Annotated in this window: 15 protein-coding genes; 8 read left to right on the forward strand and 7 right to left on the reverse strand. The window is 67.4% G+C overall.

Annotated features, from left to right (window positions below; genetic code table 11):
- The first annotated feature begins 2 nt into the window (after positions 1-2).
- Positions 3-1,688 (forward strand): cbb3-type cytochrome c oxidase subunit I, encoded by a 1,686-nt coding sequence (locus ACTDI4_RS02660; RefSeq protein ID WP_442839675.1) that lies wholly within the window; start codon positions 3-5, stop codon positions 1,686-1,688.
- Between the two features lie 17 nt (positions 1,689-1,705).
- Here ACTDI4_RS02660 and ACTDI4_RS02665 read toward each other — a convergent pair whose 3' ends face one another.
- From ACTDI4_RS02665 to ACTDI4_RS02675, 3 genes are all read right to left on the reverse strand, one after another.
- Positions 1,706-3,655: a heavy metal translocating P-type ATPase gene (locus ACTDI4_RS02665; RefSeq protein ID WP_442839676.1), complete on the reverse strand. Its 1,950-nt coding sequence runs from the start codon at positions 3,653-3,655 to the stop codon at positions 1,706-1,708.
- 116 nt (positions 3,656-3,771) lie between these two features.
- A complete protein-coding gene (locus ACTDI4_RS02670; protein WP_442839677.1) occupies positions 3,772-5,103 on the reverse strand; it encodes an ATP-binding protein in 1,332 nt (443 codons plus the stop codon).
- Entirely contained in the window at positions 5,100-5,762 is a 663-nt protein-coding gene (locus ACTDI4_RS02675) for a response regulator transcription factor (RefSeq protein ID WP_442839678.1), read from the reverse strand. Before ACTDI4_RS02675 ends, ACTDI4_RS02670 begins: the two co-directional genes overlap by 4 nt.
- A 141-nt stretch (positions 5,763-5,903) precedes the next feature.
- On the opposite strand from ACTDI4_RS02675, the gene ACTDI4_RS02680 reads away from it, so the two are divergent.
- Both ACTDI4_RS02680 and ACTDI4_RS02685 read left to right on the forward strand, forming a co-directional pair.
- Entirely contained in the window at positions 5,904-6,302 is a 399-nt protein-coding gene (locus ACTDI4_RS02680) for a PepSY domain-containing protein (RefSeq protein WP_442839679.1), read from the forward strand.
- Positions 6,303-6,360: 58 nt separating this feature from the next.
- On the forward strand, positions 6,361-6,876 hold the full coding sequence (locus ACTDI4_RS02685; protein ID WP_442839680.1) for a cytochrome b: 516 nt from the start codon (positions 6,361-6,363) through the stop codon (positions 6,874-6,876).
- Between the two features lie 53 nt (positions 6,877-6,929).
- Here the strand turns inward: ACTDI4_RS02685 and ACTDI4_RS02690 are convergent, their stop codons facing one another.
- A complete protein-coding gene (locus tag ACTDI4_RS02690; protein ID WP_442839681.1) occupies positions 6,930-8,006 on the reverse strand; it encodes a tellurite resistance/C4-dicarboxylate transporter family protein in 1,077 nt (358 codons plus the stop codon).
- 359 nt (positions 8,007-8,365) lie between these two features.
- Between ACTDI4_RS02690 and ACTDI4_RS02695 the strand changes: the two genes are divergently transcribed.
- Genes ACTDI4_RS02695 through ACTDI4_RS02705 form a run of 3 tightly spaced genes read left to right on the forward strand, consistent with a single transcriptional unit; the run spans position 8,366 to position 11,957 of the window.
- On the forward strand, positions 8,366-8,839 hold the full coding sequence (locus ACTDI4_RS02695) for a (2Fe-2S)-binding protein (protein ID WP_442839682.1): 474 nt from the start codon (positions 8,366-8,368) through the stop codon (positions 8,837-8,839).
- Positions 8,836-9,699 (forward strand): FAD binding domain-containing protein, encoded by an 864-nt coding sequence (locus ACTDI4_RS02700; protein WP_442839683.1) that lies wholly within the window; start codon positions 8,836-8,838, stop codon positions 9,697-9,699. The genes ACTDI4_RS02695 and ACTDI4_RS02700 overlap by 4 nt, the downstream gene beginning before the upstream one ends.
- Positions 9,700-9,725: 26 nt before the next feature.
- Positions 9,726-11,957, forward strand: coding sequence for a xanthine dehydrogenase family protein molybdopterin-binding subunit (locus ACTDI4_RS02705; RefSeq protein ID WP_442839684.1), 2,232 nt, complete (start codon positions 9,726-9,728; stop codon positions 11,955-11,957).
- Here the strand turns inward: ACTDI4_RS02705 and ACTDI4_RS02710 are convergent.
- Both ACTDI4_RS02710 and ACTDI4_RS02715 read right to left on the reverse strand, forming a co-directional pair.
- The gene (locus ACTDI4_RS02710) at positions 11,954-12,565 is read right to left on the reverse strand and encodes a response regulator transcription factor (protein WP_442839685.1); all 612 of its coding nucleotides are present in this window, start codon (positions 12,563-12,565) and stop codon (positions 11,954-11,956) included. The two genes, ACTDI4_RS02705 and ACTDI4_RS02710, sit on opposite strands and share 4 nt — an antisense overlap.
- Positions 12,566-12,594: 29 nt before the next feature.
- The gene (locus tag ACTDI4_RS02715; RefSeq protein ID WP_442839686.1) at positions 12,595-13,470 is read right to left on the reverse strand and encodes a S1C family serine protease; all 876 of its coding nucleotides are present in this window, start codon (positions 13,468-13,470) and stop codon (positions 12,595-12,597) included.
- Between the two features lie 180 nt (positions 13,471-13,650).
- On the opposite strand from ACTDI4_RS02715, the gene ACTDI4_RS02720 reads away from it, so the two are divergent.
- Positions 13,651-14,604 (forward strand): S1C family serine protease, encoded by a 954-nt coding sequence (locus ACTDI4_RS02720; protein WP_442839687.1) that lies wholly within the window; start codon positions 13,651-13,653, stop codon positions 14,602-14,604.
- Positions 14,605-14,622: 18 nt separating this feature from the next.
- On the opposite strand, the gene ACTDI4_RS02725 is transcribed toward ACTDI4_RS02720, so the two are convergent.
- Positions 14,623-15,573: a DUF5996 family protein gene (locus ACTDI4_RS02725; protein ID WP_442839688.1), complete on the reverse strand. Its 951-nt coding sequence runs from the start codon at positions 15,571-15,573 to the stop codon at positions 14,623-14,625.
- A 284-nt stretch (positions 15,574-15,857) separates the two neighbouring features.
- On the opposite strand from ACTDI4_RS02725, the gene ACTDI4_RS02730 reads away from it, so the two are divergent.
- The gene (locus ACTDI4_RS02730; protein WP_442839689.1) at positions 15,858-17,111 is read left to right on the forward strand and encodes an efflux RND transporter periplasmic adaptor subunit; all 1,254 of its coding nucleotides are present in this window, start codon (positions 15,858-15,860) and stop codon (positions 17,109-17,111) included.
- Positions 17,112-17,116: the final 5 nt, after the last annotated feature.

Consider the following 17,116-nt stretch of genomic DNA (forward strand, 5'->3'; position numbering starts at 1 on the left):
CCATGTTCAGGATCGAATACCGGACCCAGCGCCTTTCCCTGCGCTTCTTCATGGTCATGCTGGTGCTGTTCTTCTTCCAGACCGCCCTCGGCCTTCTGCTTTCAGCCCAGCATCTCGACCCGACGCTGCTTGCCGGAACGCTGAACTTCAACGTCATCCGCACCCAGCATCTCAACCTGGCGATCTTCTGGGTTCTGTGCGGCTTCATCGGCACGATCCTGTTCGTCGGTCCGCTGCTGTCGAAGCGCGAACTGGCCTCGCCATGGCTGATCAAGTTTCTGTTCTACGCGCTGCTGGCCGTGGTGGTGTGGAACCTGGCCACCCAGATGCTGGCGCAGCAGGGCATTGCCGGCTGGTGGATGGGGCAGCCCCTGCTGCAGGAAGGGCTCGAATATCTGGAAGCGGGCCGCATCGCCGACGTGGTCATCCTGATCGGCTTCGCCATCCTCTGCTACGTGGTGCTGCGCACCTTCCCGCCGGTCTCGCAATGGAACGAGATCCACTGGGGTCTCGGGCTCGGCGTGCTGGCGCTGACGCTGGTGTGGATTTTCGGCATGTTCTTCGTCGAGCGGCTCGACCTGCAGGAATATTTCCGCTGGTACGTCGTCCACTACTGGGTCGAGGGCGTGTGGGAGGTCATCCACATCTCGCTGGTCGGCTTCCTGCTGGTGCTGCTGTTCAAGGCCGACGTGAAGTCGGTCGGCTACGCCGTGTTCTGGGGCATCTCGCTGGTGTGGCTGTCGGGGCTGATCGGCAATGCGCATCACTATTTCTGGATCGGCACGCCGGAGTTCTGGCAATTCTGGGGCTCGCTGTTCAGCGCATTGGAGCCGCTGCCGCTGATCTTCTGCTTCTGGCACATCTATCTCGACGCCCATCAGGACGGCAAGCCGATCCCCAACATGCCGGCCTTCGCCTTCCTGCTGGGGTCGGTGGTGCTGGAACAGGTGGGCGCCGGCATCCTCGGCTTCACCATGACGTTCGCGCTCACCAATGTGTGGTCGCACGGCACCTGGGTGACGGCGAGCCACGCGCATCTGGCCCTGTTCGGCACCTTCGGGATGCTCGGCCTGGCGGCTGCCTACTACGCGGTCCCGATCATGCGCGGGGTGACGAATTTCGACCAGCGGCCGGGCAAGCTCGCCTTCTGGCTGGTCTTCACCGGCATGCTGGGGCTCGGTTTCGCCTTCGCCATCGGCGGCACGGTGCAAGTGTTCGTCTATCGCACGCTCGGGCTGGACTGGTTCGGCGGCGATATCGGTCCGGCCATGCTGTTCAGCAAGGCGCTGGTGCCGCTGTTCGGTCTCGTCTTCGCCGCGGGTGTCTGCCTGATCGTTTACGATCTGCTGACGCTCGGCCTGCGCGAGCCTTCGGCGGCCGCCGGCGCGGCGGAGGCGCCGGCGCCTGCCGGCTGGGGCAGGCACCTGACCGGTTGGGAAACCGGTATCTGGCTGCTCGGCATGTGGGTGTTCGGCGCCATCATCACGCTCGGCCTGCTGTCCTTCAATCTGCGCACCGTGCAGGAAGGCAACGCGTTGATCCCCTACGTGATGGGTGGCACCGGCTATCCCGGCCTGCTTCTGGTGACGCTCTTTTTCGTGCGGCGGTTTCTGCGTTCCCTCGAGGCGCGCGGCCATGCCAGGGCGGCGCCGCCCGTGAGTGCCGCCACCGCCCCGGCCGGCGCGTGATCCAGGCGCCGGCCTGACTATCCCACGCGTTCAGGTGTCTTTGCCCGAGCGAATTGTTTCGGAGGTTGCGGCTGGAAGGCCGAACCCACAGGCGCCGCAGGCCGCTTGTCCCGGCGGATCGGATCCGACAGCAGGCGCAGGCCGTTCAGCACGACAAGGACGGTGCCGCCCTCATGGCCGACGACCGCCAGCGGCAGGGGCAGGTCGAAGAACAGGCCGCCGGCGACGAGCACCACCATGGCGCCGATCGCGACGGCGAGGTTCTGCCGGATGATGGCGGCCGAGCGGCGGGCCAGCCGGTGTGCGTGGGCAAGCGTTTCCAAGTCTTCCGAAAGCAGGGCCACGTCGGCGGCCTGGAGTGCGACCTCCGAGCCGGCCGCTCCCATGGCGATGCCGACGTCGGCGCGGGCAAGAGCGGCAGCGTCGTTCACGCCGTCGCCCACGAAGGCGACCTTGCCGCTTGCCGCCAGTTCGCCGATTTCGCGCACCTTGTCCTGGGGCAGCATCGCGGCATGGATCTCGTCGGGCTTCAGCCCGAGTTCGGCGCCGATGCGCAGCGCCACCGGCCTGCGGTCGCCCGTCATCATGACGATCCGGCGCACGCCGCTGTCGCGCAGGGCGACCAACGCCGGAGCGGAACTGGCCCTGGCCTCGTCCGCCACGCTGACGGCGCCCAGCACGGCCGGGCCGCGCCCGAGATAGACGACTGTCTGGGCGCTGCTTGCCAGCGCCTCCAGCGCGGGATGGTCGACGCGGGCGCCTGTTTCCTCGACCAGATAGGAGTTTCCGGCCCACAGGGTGCCGGACGCGTCGGACCCGATAATGCCGGCACCCGCACGGGATGTCACGTCCGCGACGCGTGCGATGTCGAGGCCGCGCGCAGCGATCTCCCTGCGGATCGCGGCGGCGATATGGTGCTCCGAATGCGCTTCGAGACCGCCGAGCAGCGACAGGAAGCGCTCCTCGTCGCCGTCCAGCGCGACCACCTGCGTCACTGCGGCGCGGCCAGTCGTCAGGGTTCCCGTCTTGTCGAACGCAAACGTGTCGACGGCCGCGAGCGTTTCGAGAGCGGCGCCCCCCTTGAACAGCACGCCGCCTCGCGCGGCGGCCGACAGCGCCGACAGGATGGCGGCCGGAACGGATATGACGATGGCGCAGGGGCTGGCCGCGACCAGCAGCGTGGCGGCCTTGTAGAGCGCCTGCTCCCAGTCTCGCCCCAGCCAGTAGAAGGCGGCGAAGGCGAGCACCGCGCCCGCCAGGACCGCAACGGTGTAGCGCTGCCCGAACCAGGAGCTGAACCGCTCGGAGGGGGCCTTTGCGGCCTGCGCCTCGGTCACCAGCAGGATCATGCGGGCAATGGTGCTTTCGCCGACCGTCCTGGTGACCGACACCTCCAGCACGCCGTCGAGATTGACGGTGGCCTCGAACACCTGCTCGCCGGGCTCCTTGGAGACGGGCATGGATTCGCCGGTGATGTTGGCCTCGTCGATGCCGCCGCGCCCGCTCAGGATCACGCCGTCGGTCGGCACCCGTGCGCCGGGGCGCAGCACCACCACATCGCCGACGGCAAGTTCGGCCGCCGGAACCTCCTCGACCTTGCCGTCCGTGCCCTTGCGCAGCGCCGTTTCCGGCCGAAGCGCCATCAGCGCCTCGATCGCGCGGCGCGCGCGCCCCAGCGCCCGATGCTCCAGCGTGGTGGAAATGCTGAAGAGCGTCAAAAGCACGGCGCCCTCGAAAGGCGCGCCGACCACGGCGGCGGCGATCGCCGCGACGACCATCAGCAGGTCGATGTCGAGGATGCGTTCGCGCCAGAGCGCGGCCAGGGCCCGCCATGCGGCCGGCATCCCGCCGGCAAGATAGACGAGTGCCAGGCCCGGCGGGCCGAGGAAAGCCAGTTCCCCGCCGAAAAGCCACCTGCCGGCGATGGCCAGAACCATCCCCAGAACGGTTGCCAGGGACAAGGCCATCGGAAAATCCAACGACACAGATCGCTTCACGTCATCCTCTCGATCGTTTCGGTCGCGCAGCGGGCCGCCGTCGACATCATCTTCGCACATTTGGCGCTTCCAGACAGATCACATCGTCATCCGCCGATGAAGAACCGAGCTTCGAAACCGTCCTGCCGCCCCTCCCGCGGGGATAGCAGCTCGATCCTGCCGCCGGCGCCGGCGGCGATGGTCTTGGCGATAGCCAATCCGAGACCGGCGCCATCCGCCTGCGCCTGTCCCCGTTCGAACGGCTCAGACAGGCGGGCAAGCAGATCCGGCGCTACGGCCGGTCCGGCATTCGCGACGCGCAGCACGCCGTCCGCCGACAGCGCCACACGCACCGGTTCCTGCCGACAACCGTGCTTCAGCGCGTTCTCGATCAGATTGCGCGCCAGGATCGCGAAGGCATCGGGATCGATCCGCGACAGCATGGAGCCATCGGGCAGCGTCAGTTTGATACGGTCGGTGCCGTCGGCGGTTTCCGCCATTTCTCCCACGAGCATCTTCAGGATGGCGGCGAGGTCGGTCGGCTCCGTTGTCCGAAGCCGCGCCCCTTCGGCTCTCGCCAGTTGCATCAGCTTTTCCGACAGCCTGGAAAGCCGGTGCAAGGCCGCCTCGATTTCGCGGGCGCGGTCGCGCGCGGCCTTGTCCGATGTTTCGATGATCAGTCTTTGCGTTTGCGCAAGCGCCGCCGCGACCGGTGTACGCAGTTCATGCGCGGAATTGGCGGTAAAGCTGCGCTCGGCCTCCAGCGTGCGGCTGAGACGCTCAAGCAAGCGGTTCACTGCCAGCGCATTCGGCTGGATCTCCGAAGGCAGGCCTTCCGCGGAAATGGGTGTCAGATCGCCTGCACCCCGGACCTCGATGTCCGAGCGGAAGCGCCGGAGCGGCCCCATCGACAGGCGCACGACCGCCCATACCCCGATCAGGCTGACAGGAACGAGCAGGCCGAGCGGAAGCGCCAGTCCGAGCAACGTCTGCCATGCCACCGCGCGCCGCCGCGCCAGCGGCTCGGCGACGGAAATGGTGACTGTGCCCTGAAGTGCTGCATCGGAATAGATGCGGTGGGTGGGAGTATTCGCGAATCCCATGCCGATGAACGGCGGAAAGACCGACAAATCGGCCTTGTGCGAGCGCAGCAGTACCCGACCTTCCGCGTCTCGCACCACATAGGTGAAGTATTCATCGTGCTCGCGCATCGTCGCGACGCTCTGGTCGGGTTCGTCGTCGCTGTCCCGGCCGATGACGTCGCGAACGGCCAGCGGCAGAAGGCGCTGGCCGGTTTCCTCGAGGGCGCTGTCGAAGACCTCGTCCATCTCGTGGCGAAGTTTTTGGGCGGTCACCGCGGCCGTCGCCACCCAGAGCAGGGTCATGCCCAGCCCCAGCCAGAGCGACAGACGCCATTGCAGGCTTCGGGGCGCAATCATCGGGCGTCGCCCAGCCGGTAGCCGATCCCGCGCACCGTATCGATGACCGAATGCCCGAGTTTCTTGCGCAGACGGCTGACATGGACCTCGATCGTGTTGCTCTCCACCTCGGCGCCGAAGGTATAGAGCCGCTCTTCCAGTTGCGTCTTCGAAATCACCTGGCCGGGACGCTGGACGAAAGCCTCGAACAGCGCCCACTCGCGCGCCGTCAGATCGATGGAGCGGCCATTGCGCATGACGGTCCTGGCGGCGAGGTCGACCTGAAGATCCCCGAGCCTGACGAGCGGGTTGGGGTTGCCGCTGTAGCGACGTGCCACCGCATTCAGCCGCGCCGACAACTCGGACAGATCGAAGGGCTTGGTCATGTAGTCATCCGCTCCCGCATTGAGCCCGTTGATGCGGTCCGAAATCTGATCCAGCGCCGTCAGGATGATGACCGGCGTTACGCCGCCTTTGCGGCGCAGATCGCGCAGAAAGGCGATGCCCTGCCCATCGGGAAGCATGAGGTCGAGAAGGACAAGGTCGTAGGCGGCGCTGTCCAGATGGTCGATCGCTGCGTCGAGGCGGGTGACCCAGTCGACCGAATGACTGTCGGCCGCGATGTGATCACGCACCGCTGCGCCGAGGATCGCGTCGTCTTCCACCAAAAGGACTCTCATGAAGGTATCACCGCGCCTGTTCCTGATCTCTGGCCGCCGAACCTGTCAGCCGCCTGACGCAAAAGTCGATTCGGCTTCAGCTACCCGTCAGGAATGGGTGCCACCATTTCCGCATGTGAACGCTGATGCAGGACAAACGGCATGATGAAACATATATTGCTCGCTTCGCTCCTTTTCGCCGCGGCTGGACCCGGCCTGGCAATGGCAGACGACGATTGCCACGTTTCCATGACCCAATGGCAACCGCGCGAAGCGGTGCAGAAGATGGCGCAGGCGCGTGGCTGGCAGGTGAGCCGGATCAAGATCGATGACGGCTGCTATCAGGTCAGGGGCGTCGACGAGACCGGGCAGGCGTTCAAGGCCAGGATCGACCCGGCGACGCTTTCGGTCGTCAGGATGAAGCGCAAGGACCGGCACGATGAGGAAGACACGCGCGAGCGGCGGCAATCTTCCGGGACTGGCATGACGGGCGCTTCCGGAAAGCCGGCGCCGAACAGGCTGTTCGAAACGGGCGGGTCGCCGCAGACCGTCGTGAAGTAACGGGCCGGACCGCCGCGTTCGGTAATATATTGCCTTCAAAATGCAGGAAAAGCAGACTATGACCAGCAATTCCTTCCGCTATTCCAAAAGCATGATCGTCATTCACTGGTTGACCGCCCTTCTGGTGCTCGGCGCCTGGCTGACTGCAGAGGGTGGCCGCAAAGTGATCGAAAACCCGCCCCTGCTGCATTTCACGCTGGGGCTGGCGGTGCTGGTCCTCATCGTGCCGCGCCTGATCCTGCGGCTGTCGGGAGCGGCGCCAGATACGAGCGCCCAGCATGGCTGGCTCGCGACCGCGGCAAAGACAGGTCATGGCCTGCTCTATCTGCTTCTGATCGGGCTGCCGATCACCGGCTGGTACGCCGCATCGCGCATGGGGGTGACGGTGTCCTTCCTCGGCCTGCAGCTTCCGGCGCTCACGGCACCGGTCCAGGGACCGCCCGGCCTGATCGCCGATCTCCACGAGAATGCCGGCACTTTCATCCTGATCCTTGCCGGCTTGCACGCGCTGATGGCCATCTGGCACCAGCTCGTCCTGCGCGACGGCACGTTGCAGCGCATGAGCCTGCGCTGAGCAGGCGGGATCTTATCGTCCGACGAGGCGGGTCGCGGGAGGCGCCTTTCGCATCATGGCGAAATGCGCGTCCTGCGCCGCAGGATGGATGCCAGCCGATACAGCATTCCTGCGAAGGTGACGGACCACGCAACGAGCGCGATGTAGAAGAACGTGCGAGTCAGGCCGGTCAGGAAGCCGAACTCCATGGCATGGTCGAGCTGCAAGGTGCAGGTGGCGTACATGCCGAGCGGAAACACCGCCCCCCAATAGAGCGGGTCGTAGCGCAACGGGAACCGCTCATAGATGTGGCGCCAGACCCCGAGCAGCAGCAGCATGGGGATCCACCACGTGCCGGTCGCCCAATAGAAGATGGTAAAACCCTTCAGGAAGGGCAGCAGCGAAGTGAGATAGGGCGCCTGCGGCGCGTTCAGGATCAGCAGCGAGCCGGCCAGCGTCGAGATCGCCATCGCCCCCATATTGATCCAGTAAGGCGGCGCCAGGTCCCCGGGCGAGAAGCGGAAGAAGGCGTAGCGGTAGAAGATCAGCGCCATCAGCCAGATGTAGAGCATGCCACCCCACAGCCATGTGGACAGGGCGATGAAGTTGAGTTCCAGCCGGTAGGGTTGGCCGCTATGCGTGGCCAGGAGCGCGCTGGTCACCGATAGCGACTGTGTGGCCACCACGGCCAGCAGCCAGCCGCCGTTGATGCCCTTGTCGAGCGTCGGCTTGTCGCGCTTTACCGTGAAGGCCGTGAAGATTGTGTAGGTGAGACCGAACCATAGAATGACGGCGACCAGCCAGAGCGCCCCGCCGGCCGCATAATTCTCGCCCAGCACCATGAACTGGCTGGACAGGATGCCGGTGCCGGCGACGGCGGTGAAATAGCCTGGCCCGGTGAGGTGATCGGTCATGTCGCCGAAGAACCTTCGCGGATGGCGCCAGGCCCGCAGGAGATAGAGCACGCACAGCACGCCATATTGCCCGATATTGAGATAGAACAGGATGGATGCCAGCGTGGGCCGCTCCATCATGAAGGCCGCCAACGAGACGATGCCGGTGGCCATCACCAGCCCGAAATAGGCAGGCGACATGTCGGCGAGGCCAGGCACTGGCCGCGTCGGATTTGAAATGCCGGTTGCAGTCGTCATCGCCTGGTCGCCCTGATGATCATGTCGCGGGCTCTCGACGGAGCGCGGTTTCATCGACAGTGTACAGCATTGCTCCCAATAGATGGCCTGCCGCGTCAGGCGCGATCTCGATGCCGGTGTCCGCCTATGGCCGCATCGCATGCCGGATGTGGCGCCCTGGATCGTTCGCCGCCGGCAGGGGATGAGGGGGCACCGTCATGGTCATGCCGATCCATGACGGAAGCAAGGAATTCTGTCTCGTATTGTAATCATATGATTACAATAGTCATCATATATCTTGATATGTTTACAATATGATGAATTGTCATTGGAATTTTCCCGTGTAGCATTGTGGCGCGTATTATCGGAAATGCACGCCCATGGCACTGTCTTTCACGGTCAACGGCAGGAAGGTTTCAACGTGCAGCGACCCGCTGGCACGGCTGAGCGAGGTCCTGCGCCAGGAATTCGGGCTGACCGGACTCAAGGAAGGGTGTCTCGAAGGCGAATGCGGCGCCTGCACGGTCCTGGCGGACGGCGCGCCCGCCCACGCCTGCCTGATGCTCGCCTTTCAGGCGCAGGGGCGTGACATCGTCACCGTCGAAGGCCTGGGTGGGTCCGGCACGCTTTCCAGCTTGCAGGCGGCCTTCGTCGAGGACGGCGCCGTGCAGTGCGGCTTTTGCACGCCGGGCATGGTGATGGCGGCGGAGGGGTTGCTGCGGGCAAACCCCGCTCCGGGAACCGAAGATATCCGCCACGCGCTGGCCGGCAACATCTGCCGCTGTACCGGCTATGAGAATATCGTGCGCGCCGTCTCTGCCGAGGCGGAACGGCGCAGGGAAGCCCGGGCTTGACCGCGCTGGCGCCGGCCCGGCCCACCGACCTTGCCGCGCTGGCACGGCTGATGGCGGGCCCCCTTCCTGTCCGCTTCATCGCCGGCGGCACCGACCTTCTCCTGCCGGGACGGCCTTTGCCGCGGCAAGGGTTGCTGGTGGACGTTTCGGCCATAAATGGCCTCGCCGGCATCAAGGCCGACGGCGGCGATATCGAAATCGGGGGCGCCACCACCGTGGCGGCGCTGGCGGCCCATGCCGGACTGGCGAAGCGTTTTCCGGCGCTGGGGCAGGCGGCCGCCGAATGCGGGTCCGTCCAGATCCGCAACCGTGCCACACTCGGCGGCAACGTCGCCAATGCGGCCCCCGCCGCCGATCTGGTGCCGGTGCTGGCGCTCGCGGAGGCCCGCCTGCGGCTGATGATGCCCGGCGGTGCGAGCGCCGAGATCCCGCTCGGCGATTTCCATCCCGAGGCCGGCGGCCTCATCGTGAAAGCGGTCCTCCCGGAAGCAAGGCTCCTGCCGCGCAGCGCGTTCGCCAAGCTCGGTCCTCGCCGCGATCTGACGATTTCGCGGCTCAACATGGCCGCGATGGGAGAGTTCTCGAACGGCCGCTTCGGCGCGCTGCGGTTGGTGGCGGGCAGCCTCGGCCCCCGGCCGATCCGGCTTGGCCGTGCCGGGGCAGCGCTGGCCGGCCGGCCGCTCACTTCCGCCGCCCTGCGCGACTTCATGCAGGCATTGAGCGAGGAGGTCAACGCCGCCATTCCCGGACGCGCTTCGCGGAGCTGGAAACGGCAGGCGATCCGCGGCCTGGGGCTTGATCTGATCGCGCGGCTCTGCGGGTTGTCGCCACGTGATCCGCTGTTCGACGAGGCGCTGTGATGGAGCAGGTTTGGCGGCGGGTTCCGTTGATCGATGGCGTCGCGAAAGTCACCGGCCGTCTGAGCTTCGCCGCGGACATGGTGGTTGAAGGGCTGGTGCATGGCGCGCTGCTGCTTTCGCCGCGCGCCCACGCCCGGATCGTCAGCCTCGACCCCGCGGCCGCCCTGAGCCTTCCCGGCGTCATCGGGGTCTGGTGGCACGCCAACACGCCCCAGAACGGCTACAACAGCTCGATCTGGTATTGCGGGCAGGTCGCTCTCGCCGACGAGCGCATGTTTCCTCCCGTCGTTCGCCATGTCGGCGACCGGGTGGCGGTGGTGCTGGCCGAGACGGAAGCCCTTGCCCGCGCCGCCCTCTCGAGGATCGCGGTGGAATACGAAGACCTGCCCGCCGTGCTGACACCGCAGGATGCGCTCGACCATGGGGGGCCTGTCGCGGATGCCGACGGTCCGACCTACCGCAACCCCGTGGACGAGGTGGTCTTCGTCCATGGCGACCCGGAGGCCGCCTTCGCGCGCGCCGACCACGTCGCCGAGGTGGCGGTCAGAACCCCGCGCAGCCACCATTGCGCGGTCGAGCCGCATGTCTGCCTGGCCTGGCCCGAGGCGGGCGGACGCATCGCCGTCCACTCCCCCTGCCAGAGCGTTTTTGCCGTGCAGGCGGTGGTGGCGCAGGCGCTGGCGATGGAACCCGGCCGGCTGCATGTGACCAAGGCGCCGATCGGCGGCTCCTTCGGCGGCAAGGCCGAGCCGATCCTCGATCCCATCTGCGCCTATCTGGCCGGACAGACCGGACGGCCCGTGCGCCTTGCGCTTAACCGGCACGAGACCTTCATCGCGACCAGGACCCGCTCCGCCGTTACCGGAAGGATGCGCATCGCGCTTTCAGCCGATGGGCACATCCTGGGGCGCGACACCGACGTCGTGGTGGACATCGGCGCCTACTGCACCGGCGGCAACTACCTGCCCGGCTCCATGCTGCAAAGGCTGGCCCGGCTCTATTGCGTGCCGGCGGAACGATATCGCGGGCGGGCCGTCTACACCAACACGCTGCCGACGGGCGCCTTCCGCGGCTACGGCTCGCCGCAGATCCATGCCGTGGGCGAGATCGCGCTGGACCTGGCCTTGCGCGACATGGGCCTCGACCCCGTGGCTGCGCGCATCGCGAACATCGTGGCCCCCGGCGCGCGGGATCCGTGGCAGGGGCTGGATCTCGGAAACGCGCGGGGGGCGGACTGCCTGACGCGCGGGGCGGAAGCTTTCAAATGGGCGGAGCGCCGGGCGGCGTGCGCCGGCAAGGGCCGGTTCCGGCGCGGCGTCGGCATGGCCGCCGCCACCCACATCAACGGTTGCTTTCCCGGCGACGACGAAGCCACGACAGCTACGCTGCGCCTGCGGGCGGACGGGGGGGCCGAGCTGGTCTGCGCGCTGCACGATCTCGGCTGCGGGTCAGACACCTCGCTGGCGCAGATCGCCGCCGAGGTGCTGGGCTTGCGCGCCGGCGAGATCGTCATCGCTCCGGCGGACACCGACGCCTGCGTCTACGATCTCGGCACCCGCGCCAGCCGCATGACCTACATAGCGGGAGAAGCCGTGCGCCGGGCCGCGCTTGCGCTTGCGGCGGCCGTCGCCGATGCCGCGGCGCTCGCCCTAAATGCCGCCCCGGGCGAGATCAGGTTGCGCGGCGGCCGGGCCGAGGCCGCCCATGCATCCATGACGTTCGCGGAGCTGGCCGGCTGGCTGGCGACGCGCGGAACCGTTCTGCCCGCGGCCACCCATACCCATCGCGCCAGCGCCAATCCCGGCTCCTATGCGGCGCATTTTGCCGAGGTCGAGGTCGATACGCTGACGGGCCGGGTCCAGGTGAGCGACTATCTCGCCGTCCACGACGTCGGCCGCGCCATCAATCCCATGCTGGTGGAAGGCCAGATACACGGCGGCGTCCAGATCGGCATCGGCTATGCGCTCTACGAGGACGTGGCCATGGACGCGGATGCAGGTCGGATCCTGGCCGACAGCTTCGCCCGCTACACGCTGGTCAACGCGCCGGAAATGCCGTCCTTGCGTGTTCTCCTGGTGGAGGAAGGCGAGCCGACCGGGCCGTTCGGGGCCAAGGCCATCGGCGAGATCGCCACCATCCCGGTGGCGCCCGCCATCGTCAACGCCGTCAACCACGCGCTGGGCACCCGTCTGGCGGACCTGCCGCTCCTGCCCGACCGTATTGTCGCGGCGCTGCATGCGGGATCGCAAGGGCGCTAGACCAGCACCAGTCCCTGCCGCATGGCGATGGCGATGGCATCGGTGCGGTTGACCGCCCCGAGCTTCACCAGGATCGCCGCGACGTGGAACTTGGCGGTATGGACCGAGATGCCGAGCCGGCGGGCGATCACCTTGTTCGGTGCCCCTTCGGCAAGCAGCGCCAGCACCTCGGCTTCGCGCGGCGAAAGGCGGATGGGCAGGCCGGCTGCGCTCCCGTCGGGATCGCCGGCCTCGTCGAGATGGCGAGCCGAAGCTCCGGCCGTAGCCTCGCATATGCGGTAGCCGGCAGCCGCCAGCCGCGCCGCCGCGGCGATCAGGACAGGATCGGCATCGGCGCGCAGCGTCGCGGCAATATTGCCGTCCGGCATCGCCCCGCCGCCATGGTCCGAGAGCATCACGACCGGCGTGCCCGGCGGCAGGTCCTGCATCGCCGCGACATCGTCCACGACCGCCACCTCCGCATGGTCGCCGGCCTGGATGTCGTGTTGCGTCAACGCAACGATGCCGTCCGTCCCGCCGAGAGACGCGGCAAGGCTCCGGCCGCGTTCGGCATCGCCGAGCGCGACCAGCACGAGGAGGCCTTCGTCGCCGTCAAGCCTTGCCGGCATCGTTTTGTCCCATCTGGCACCGAGGGACCCTAGCTCAACGGCTTCTCGCCGATGATGACCGCAACGTCGCGCGCCTCGCCGCCGCGCAGCACGCCGAGCGTGACCGCGGCGCCGGCGCTGTCCGGCCCCAGCCTGCGGATCAGCTCGCGCGGGCCGCGCACCGGTTCGCCGTTCCAGCCGGTGACGATGTCGCCCAGCACGATGCCGGCCGCTTTCGCCGGTCCTTCTTCATCGAGGCTGACGACGATGGCGCCCTGCATGTGGCCATGGTGGATCGGGTGCAGCCCGGCTCCCAGATAGCCGCGCGACACGTGACCCTTGCTCTTCAGCGTGGCGACCGTGCGCGCGATCGTCTCGTAGGGGATGACCAGCGCCCGGCGGCGCGGGCCGAACAGCAGCATGCCGACCAGCCCACCCTTGGCGTCCAGCACCGGCCCTCCCTCGAACCGGCCGCCGGCCGCGACGGCAAGGTTGATGCGCCGGTCGATGGTTCCGCCACGCAGCGAGCGCCACGCCGGCCCGACCTCGCCCACCGTGCCGAGTGTGGCGAGCGGCGAGGCGCCATCCCGGCCTGCCGCCACGATGACGGAACCGGGGCGCACCGGGCCGGCCTGTTCGAGGACCGGGGCTTTGGCATCATCCGACGCCGGTTTCAGCAAGGCGATGCCGGTCGACGGGTCGCGGCCGACCAGTTCGGCGCTCACCGTTTCGCCGGCGGCAAGAGCGAGCTGCTGTCGTTCGTCGGGCTCGACTGCTTCCTCGGCAGCCACATAGAATCCATCGCCCCAATGGAAGGCCGTTGCCGTGCGGCCATGCTGGGCGGTGAAACTGGCGGTCAGCGGCGCTGCCTTTTCGGCAATGCCGGCGACAGCGTCGGAAAAGGCGGCGAGATTGAAATTGCTCATGTCTCACTCCTGGGTTCGGTCGTTGGACCTTTCGATACCCGGATATCGACGCATCAGGCCGCAGTTCCTACTCGCCTGACGGCTAGGAACGGCCGCAACTGGCCATCCGGCCAGGTCGCGGCACGCTGGCGCGCTCAGCACATATAGGCATCGACTTGTTGCTTTGCCCGGAGGCCTCACATGGCTCTGTCCGCACCGGAACCGCAGCCGGATGCCGGCCTGCTCGATACCTATTCCGCCACCGTCGCCGACGCGGTCGATCGCATCGGCCCTGCCGTGTGCCGCATCGAACGTGTCGCCGACAGCGGCGCGGCCGGACAGGGCTCGGGCTTCGTCATCGCGCCGGACGGGCTGATCGTCACCAATTTCCACGTCGTCGGGCAGGCGCGCGCCGTGCGCGTCGCCATGCCCGACGGCACGTCCGCCGAAGGGCGGGTGCTCGGCCGCGACGCCGATACCGACATCGCGCTGGTGCGGGCCGACGGGCATTTTCCCGACATCGCCCCGCTCGGCGATTCGAAGCGCCTGCGGCGCGGCCAGATCGCCATCGCCATCGGCAATCCGCTCGGCTTCGAATGGACGGTGACGACCGGCGTCGTCTCGGCGCTGGGCCGCTCGATGCGCGCCTCGAGCGGACGGCTCATCGACGACGTGATCCAGACCGACGCCGCGCTCAACCCAGGCAATTCCGGCGGACCGCTGGTCTCGTCGGCCGGCGAGGTGATCGGCGTCAACACCGCCGTGATCCGTGGCGCCCAGGGCATCGCCTTCGCTGTCGCCTCGAACACCGCCAGTTTCGTCATTGCCGAAATCATCCGCTTCGGCCGCGTGCGCCGCGCCTTCATCGGCGTCTCGGCCGACACGGTCGCGCTGCCGCGCCGCGCGGCGCTGCTGTCGCAGGTGACGAGCCGCACGGCGGTGCGCCTGCGCTCGGTCGAAGCGGGCGGACCCGCGGCGAAAGCCGGCCTCAAGGAAGGCGATATCGTCTCGGCAATCGATGGCCATGCCGTCGGCGGCGTGGACGATCTGGTGCGCATGCTCACGGCTGAGCGGATCGACCGCGAAACGGTGTTCACGGTGGTCGGCCGCGCGGGAGTGAGGCAGGTGGCGGTAACGCCGTCGCCCCGACCCTGACCTGGCGGCCGATCCCCGCTAAACGGGCCGTGGACGGCAAGGTACGCCAAACGTGCATTCAAGCGCTTCGCGGTCCCATTTGCCGAGGTCGGCCGCCGCCTCGTAAGTGCTCTGCAGGAACGCCATGAGCATGGCCTCGGGGTCGGCTGCGGTGCGCACGGCTTCATAGGGCAGCAGGAACTCCCCGAGTTCCTGCGAAAAGAACGCCTGCGGCGGCTGGACCGGCGCCGAAGCAAAACCGTCCGGCGCAGGATAGGCGTAGGAATAGAAGGCCGCGTAGTCGATCGGGCCGCCGCCCGGCCAGAATCCGGCGCTGCTCACTTCATGCGAGTAGGCCTCGCGGGTCACGGCGTCGGACAGGCGCGGAACGCCGCCTGGATGCAGGGGTGCGCGCCGGCCGGAAAAGCGCGACACCGCCAGGTCGAAGCTGCCCCAGAAGAAGTGCACGGGGCTGACCTTGCCGAGGAAGCCGGTGCGGAACTTTGAGAGCACCTCGTGCGACGAGAGCAGGACGCGCCAGAAGCGGTTGGCATAGAGGCGGTCGTAGGCGCCGTGGAGGTTGTCCTGATCGAAAGGGATGCCTTCGGCGATCTCGCAGGGCAGGGTGGTGATCGGCGTGTCGAGCCCGAGTTCGGCCAGTGCGCCCATCACCTCTTCGTAGAATTCCGCCACGGGTTTCGGTGCCAGCATGATCTGGCGGACATGATCGTCGCTGGTCCTCACCCACAGCAGGAGATCGACGAAGTCGAAATCGATCTGGAAGGCCCGCCCGCCGGCGGGCATGGGCGAGGTGGTCAGGCCGCGCGCGGTCACATAGAGCGGCACATGCCAGGAATGGTTGAGCCAGGGCTCGCGCATCAGCCGGATCTTGCCGACGATCTGAGTCCACAAATGCAGCGTCTCGCAGGTGGGCTTCCATGCCGTATACGGCAGGTCGGGCCAGCGTTCGACGTCAAGGGCAGACGGCATGGCTTCCTCCCTTATCGGTGGCTTTGCATGATTTCGGCCGGTGGGGCGCATTATACAGGCGCCGTCCGACGATTGGCCAGTATCCGGCCGCTTCGCGTCGGGGCGGCGTGTGATCGATGATCCTTCGCGTCCGCCATCCGGGCGGGCCGCGACGCCTTCCGTTCGGACCGTTCACCTGCCGATCACACTCGCGTGCGGGCCGATGAGCATGGAACATTCCTCTCAATCGGACATTTCAGCCTTTCCACGCCGGTCGAGCCGATCGTCGACGCCAGGGCCAAAGCATGTCCGGTACTTCGCGATCCTTGCAACCAAAGGGCCGCAGGAGGCTGATACTCGGCCTTCTGACGATCGTGGCCCTGGGCGGACTGTGGATGGAGCGCGATCATCTGGCCGGGGCCGTGGGCCGAACCGACAGGCCGGCAACGCCGCCGGCGCAGGACGCGGGCGTTCCCGTCACGCTCGCCGACGTGCGGACGGGAGATTTTCCGGTAAACCTGGACGAACTCGGAACCGTGCAGGCCTTCAACACGGTTACGGTGCGCACGCAGGTCGTCGGGCGCATCATCAAGATCGGCTTCACTCAGGGAGACATGGTCAAGAAGGGTGACCTGCTCGCCCAGATCGATCCGCGCCCCTATCAGGCGGCGCTCGATCAGGCCAAGGGACAACTGGCGCACGACCAGGCCCTGCTCAAGGGCGCCCAGGTGGATCTGGCCCGGTACCAGGGGCTGGCGAAGCAGAAGGCCCTGCCCCAGCAGACCCTGGACACCCAGGTGGCGCTGGTCGCCCAGGACCAGGGCACCGTGGAGGCCGATCAGGCGGCCGTGCAGGCAGCCCAGGTGAACCTGCAATATTGCAACATTCTTTCGCCGATCGACGGCAGGGCCGGCTTCCGGCTGGTGGACGAGGGCAATCTTGTCCAGCCGACCGACACCACCGGCATCGTCACCATCGAGCAGGTCCAGCCCATCAGCGTGGTCTTCCCGGTGCCGCAGGACGAGATCCCGGCCATAGGCAAGGCGCTCGGCAGCGGTCACGCGCCGGTGCAGGCCATGACCGAGGACGGAAGCAAGGTCCTGTCGCAGGGCACGCTTTCCTACACCAACAACCAGGTGGACGTCGCAACCGGGACGATCAGCCTGAAGGCGACATTTCCCAACCAGGACAACGCGCTCTGGCCGGGCCAGTCCGTCACCGTCCGGCTGCTCGTCAACACGCTGACGAACGTGACGCTGATGCCGGAGGCCGCCGTGCAGCACGGTCCCGACGGACTGTTCGCCTATGTGTCCGGCCCGGACGGCAAGGCGCAGATGCTGCCGATCAAGGTTTCGGCGACGAACGCCGGCGAAACGGTGGTGAGCGACGGCCTCAAGCCCGGCGACAGAGTGGTGACGGATGGCGCCTACCGCGTCCAGCCGGGGGTCCTGCTCAGGGCGGCGGAGAGCCAGACGCAACAGGCCCGGCCCCGGCCATCGGCCATCGACAGCGCCGCGACCTCGTCCATCGCGCCGGCCGGATCTGCGGCGCGGGAGTGAAGACA

The organism is Mesorhizobium sp. PUT5 (assembly GCF_052216645.1).
Taxonomy (GTDB): domain Bacteria; phylum Pseudomonadota; class Alphaproteobacteria; order Rhizobiales; family Rhizobiaceae; genus Mesorhizobium.

Excerpts from the sequence above, each read along its gene's own strand:
- ACTDI4_RS02670 (WP_442839677.1), bottom strand. The coding sequence starts at position 5,103 with ATGATTGCGCCCCGAAGCCTGCAATGGCGTCTGTCGCTCTGGCTGGGG.
- ACTDI4_RS02730 (WP_442839689.1), top strand. The coding sequence starts at position 15,858 with ATGTCCGGTACTTCGCGATCCTTGCAACCAAAGGGCCGCAGGAGGCTG.
- ACTDI4_RS02715 (WP_442839686.1), bottom strand. The coding sequence starts at position 13,470 with ATGAGCAATTTCAATCTCGCCGCCTTTTCCGACGCTGTCGCCGGCATT.
- ACTDI4_RS02665 (WP_442839676.1), bottom strand. The coding sequence starts at position 3,655 with ATGGCCTTGTCCCTGGCAACCGTTCTGGGGATGGTTCTGGCCATCGCC.
- ACTDI4_RS02660 (WP_442839675.1), top strand. The coding sequence starts at position 3 with ATGTTCAGGATCGAATACCGGACCCAGCGCCTTTCCCTGCGCTTCTTC.
- ACTDI4_RS02725 (WP_442839688.1), bottom strand. The coding sequence starts at position 15,573 with ATGCCGTCTGCCCTTGACGTCGAACGCTGGCCCGACCTGCCGTATACG.
- ACTDI4_RS02695 (WP_442839682.1), top strand. The coding sequence starts at position 8,366 with ATGGCACTGTCTTTCACGGTCAACGGCAGGAAGGTTTCAACGTGCAGC.
- ACTDI4_RS02720 (WP_442839687.1), top strand. The coding sequence starts at position 13,651 with ATGGCTCTGTCCGCACCGGAACCGCAGCCGGATGCCGGCCTGCTCGAT.
- ACTDI4_RS02675 (WP_442839678.1), bottom strand. The coding sequence starts at position 5,762 with ATGAGAGTCCTTTTGGTGGAAGACGACGCGATCCTCGGCGCAGCGGTG.
- ACTDI4_RS02710 (WP_442839685.1), bottom strand. The coding sequence starts at position 12,565 with ATGCCGGCAAGGCTTGACGGCGACGAAGGCCTCCTCGTGCTGGTCGCG.
- ACTDI4_RS02690 (WP_442839681.1), bottom strand. The coding sequence starts at position 8,006 with ATGACGACTGCAACCGGCATTTCAAATCCGACGCGGCCAGTGCCTGGC.
- ACTDI4_RS02680 (WP_442839679.1), top strand. The coding sequence starts at position 5,904 with ATGATGAAACATATATTGCTCGCTTCGCTCCTTTTCGCCGCGGCTGGA.
- ACTDI4_RS02685 (WP_442839680.1), top strand. The coding sequence starts at position 6,361 with ATGACCAGCAATTCCTTCCGCTATTCCAAAAGCATGATCGTCATTCAC.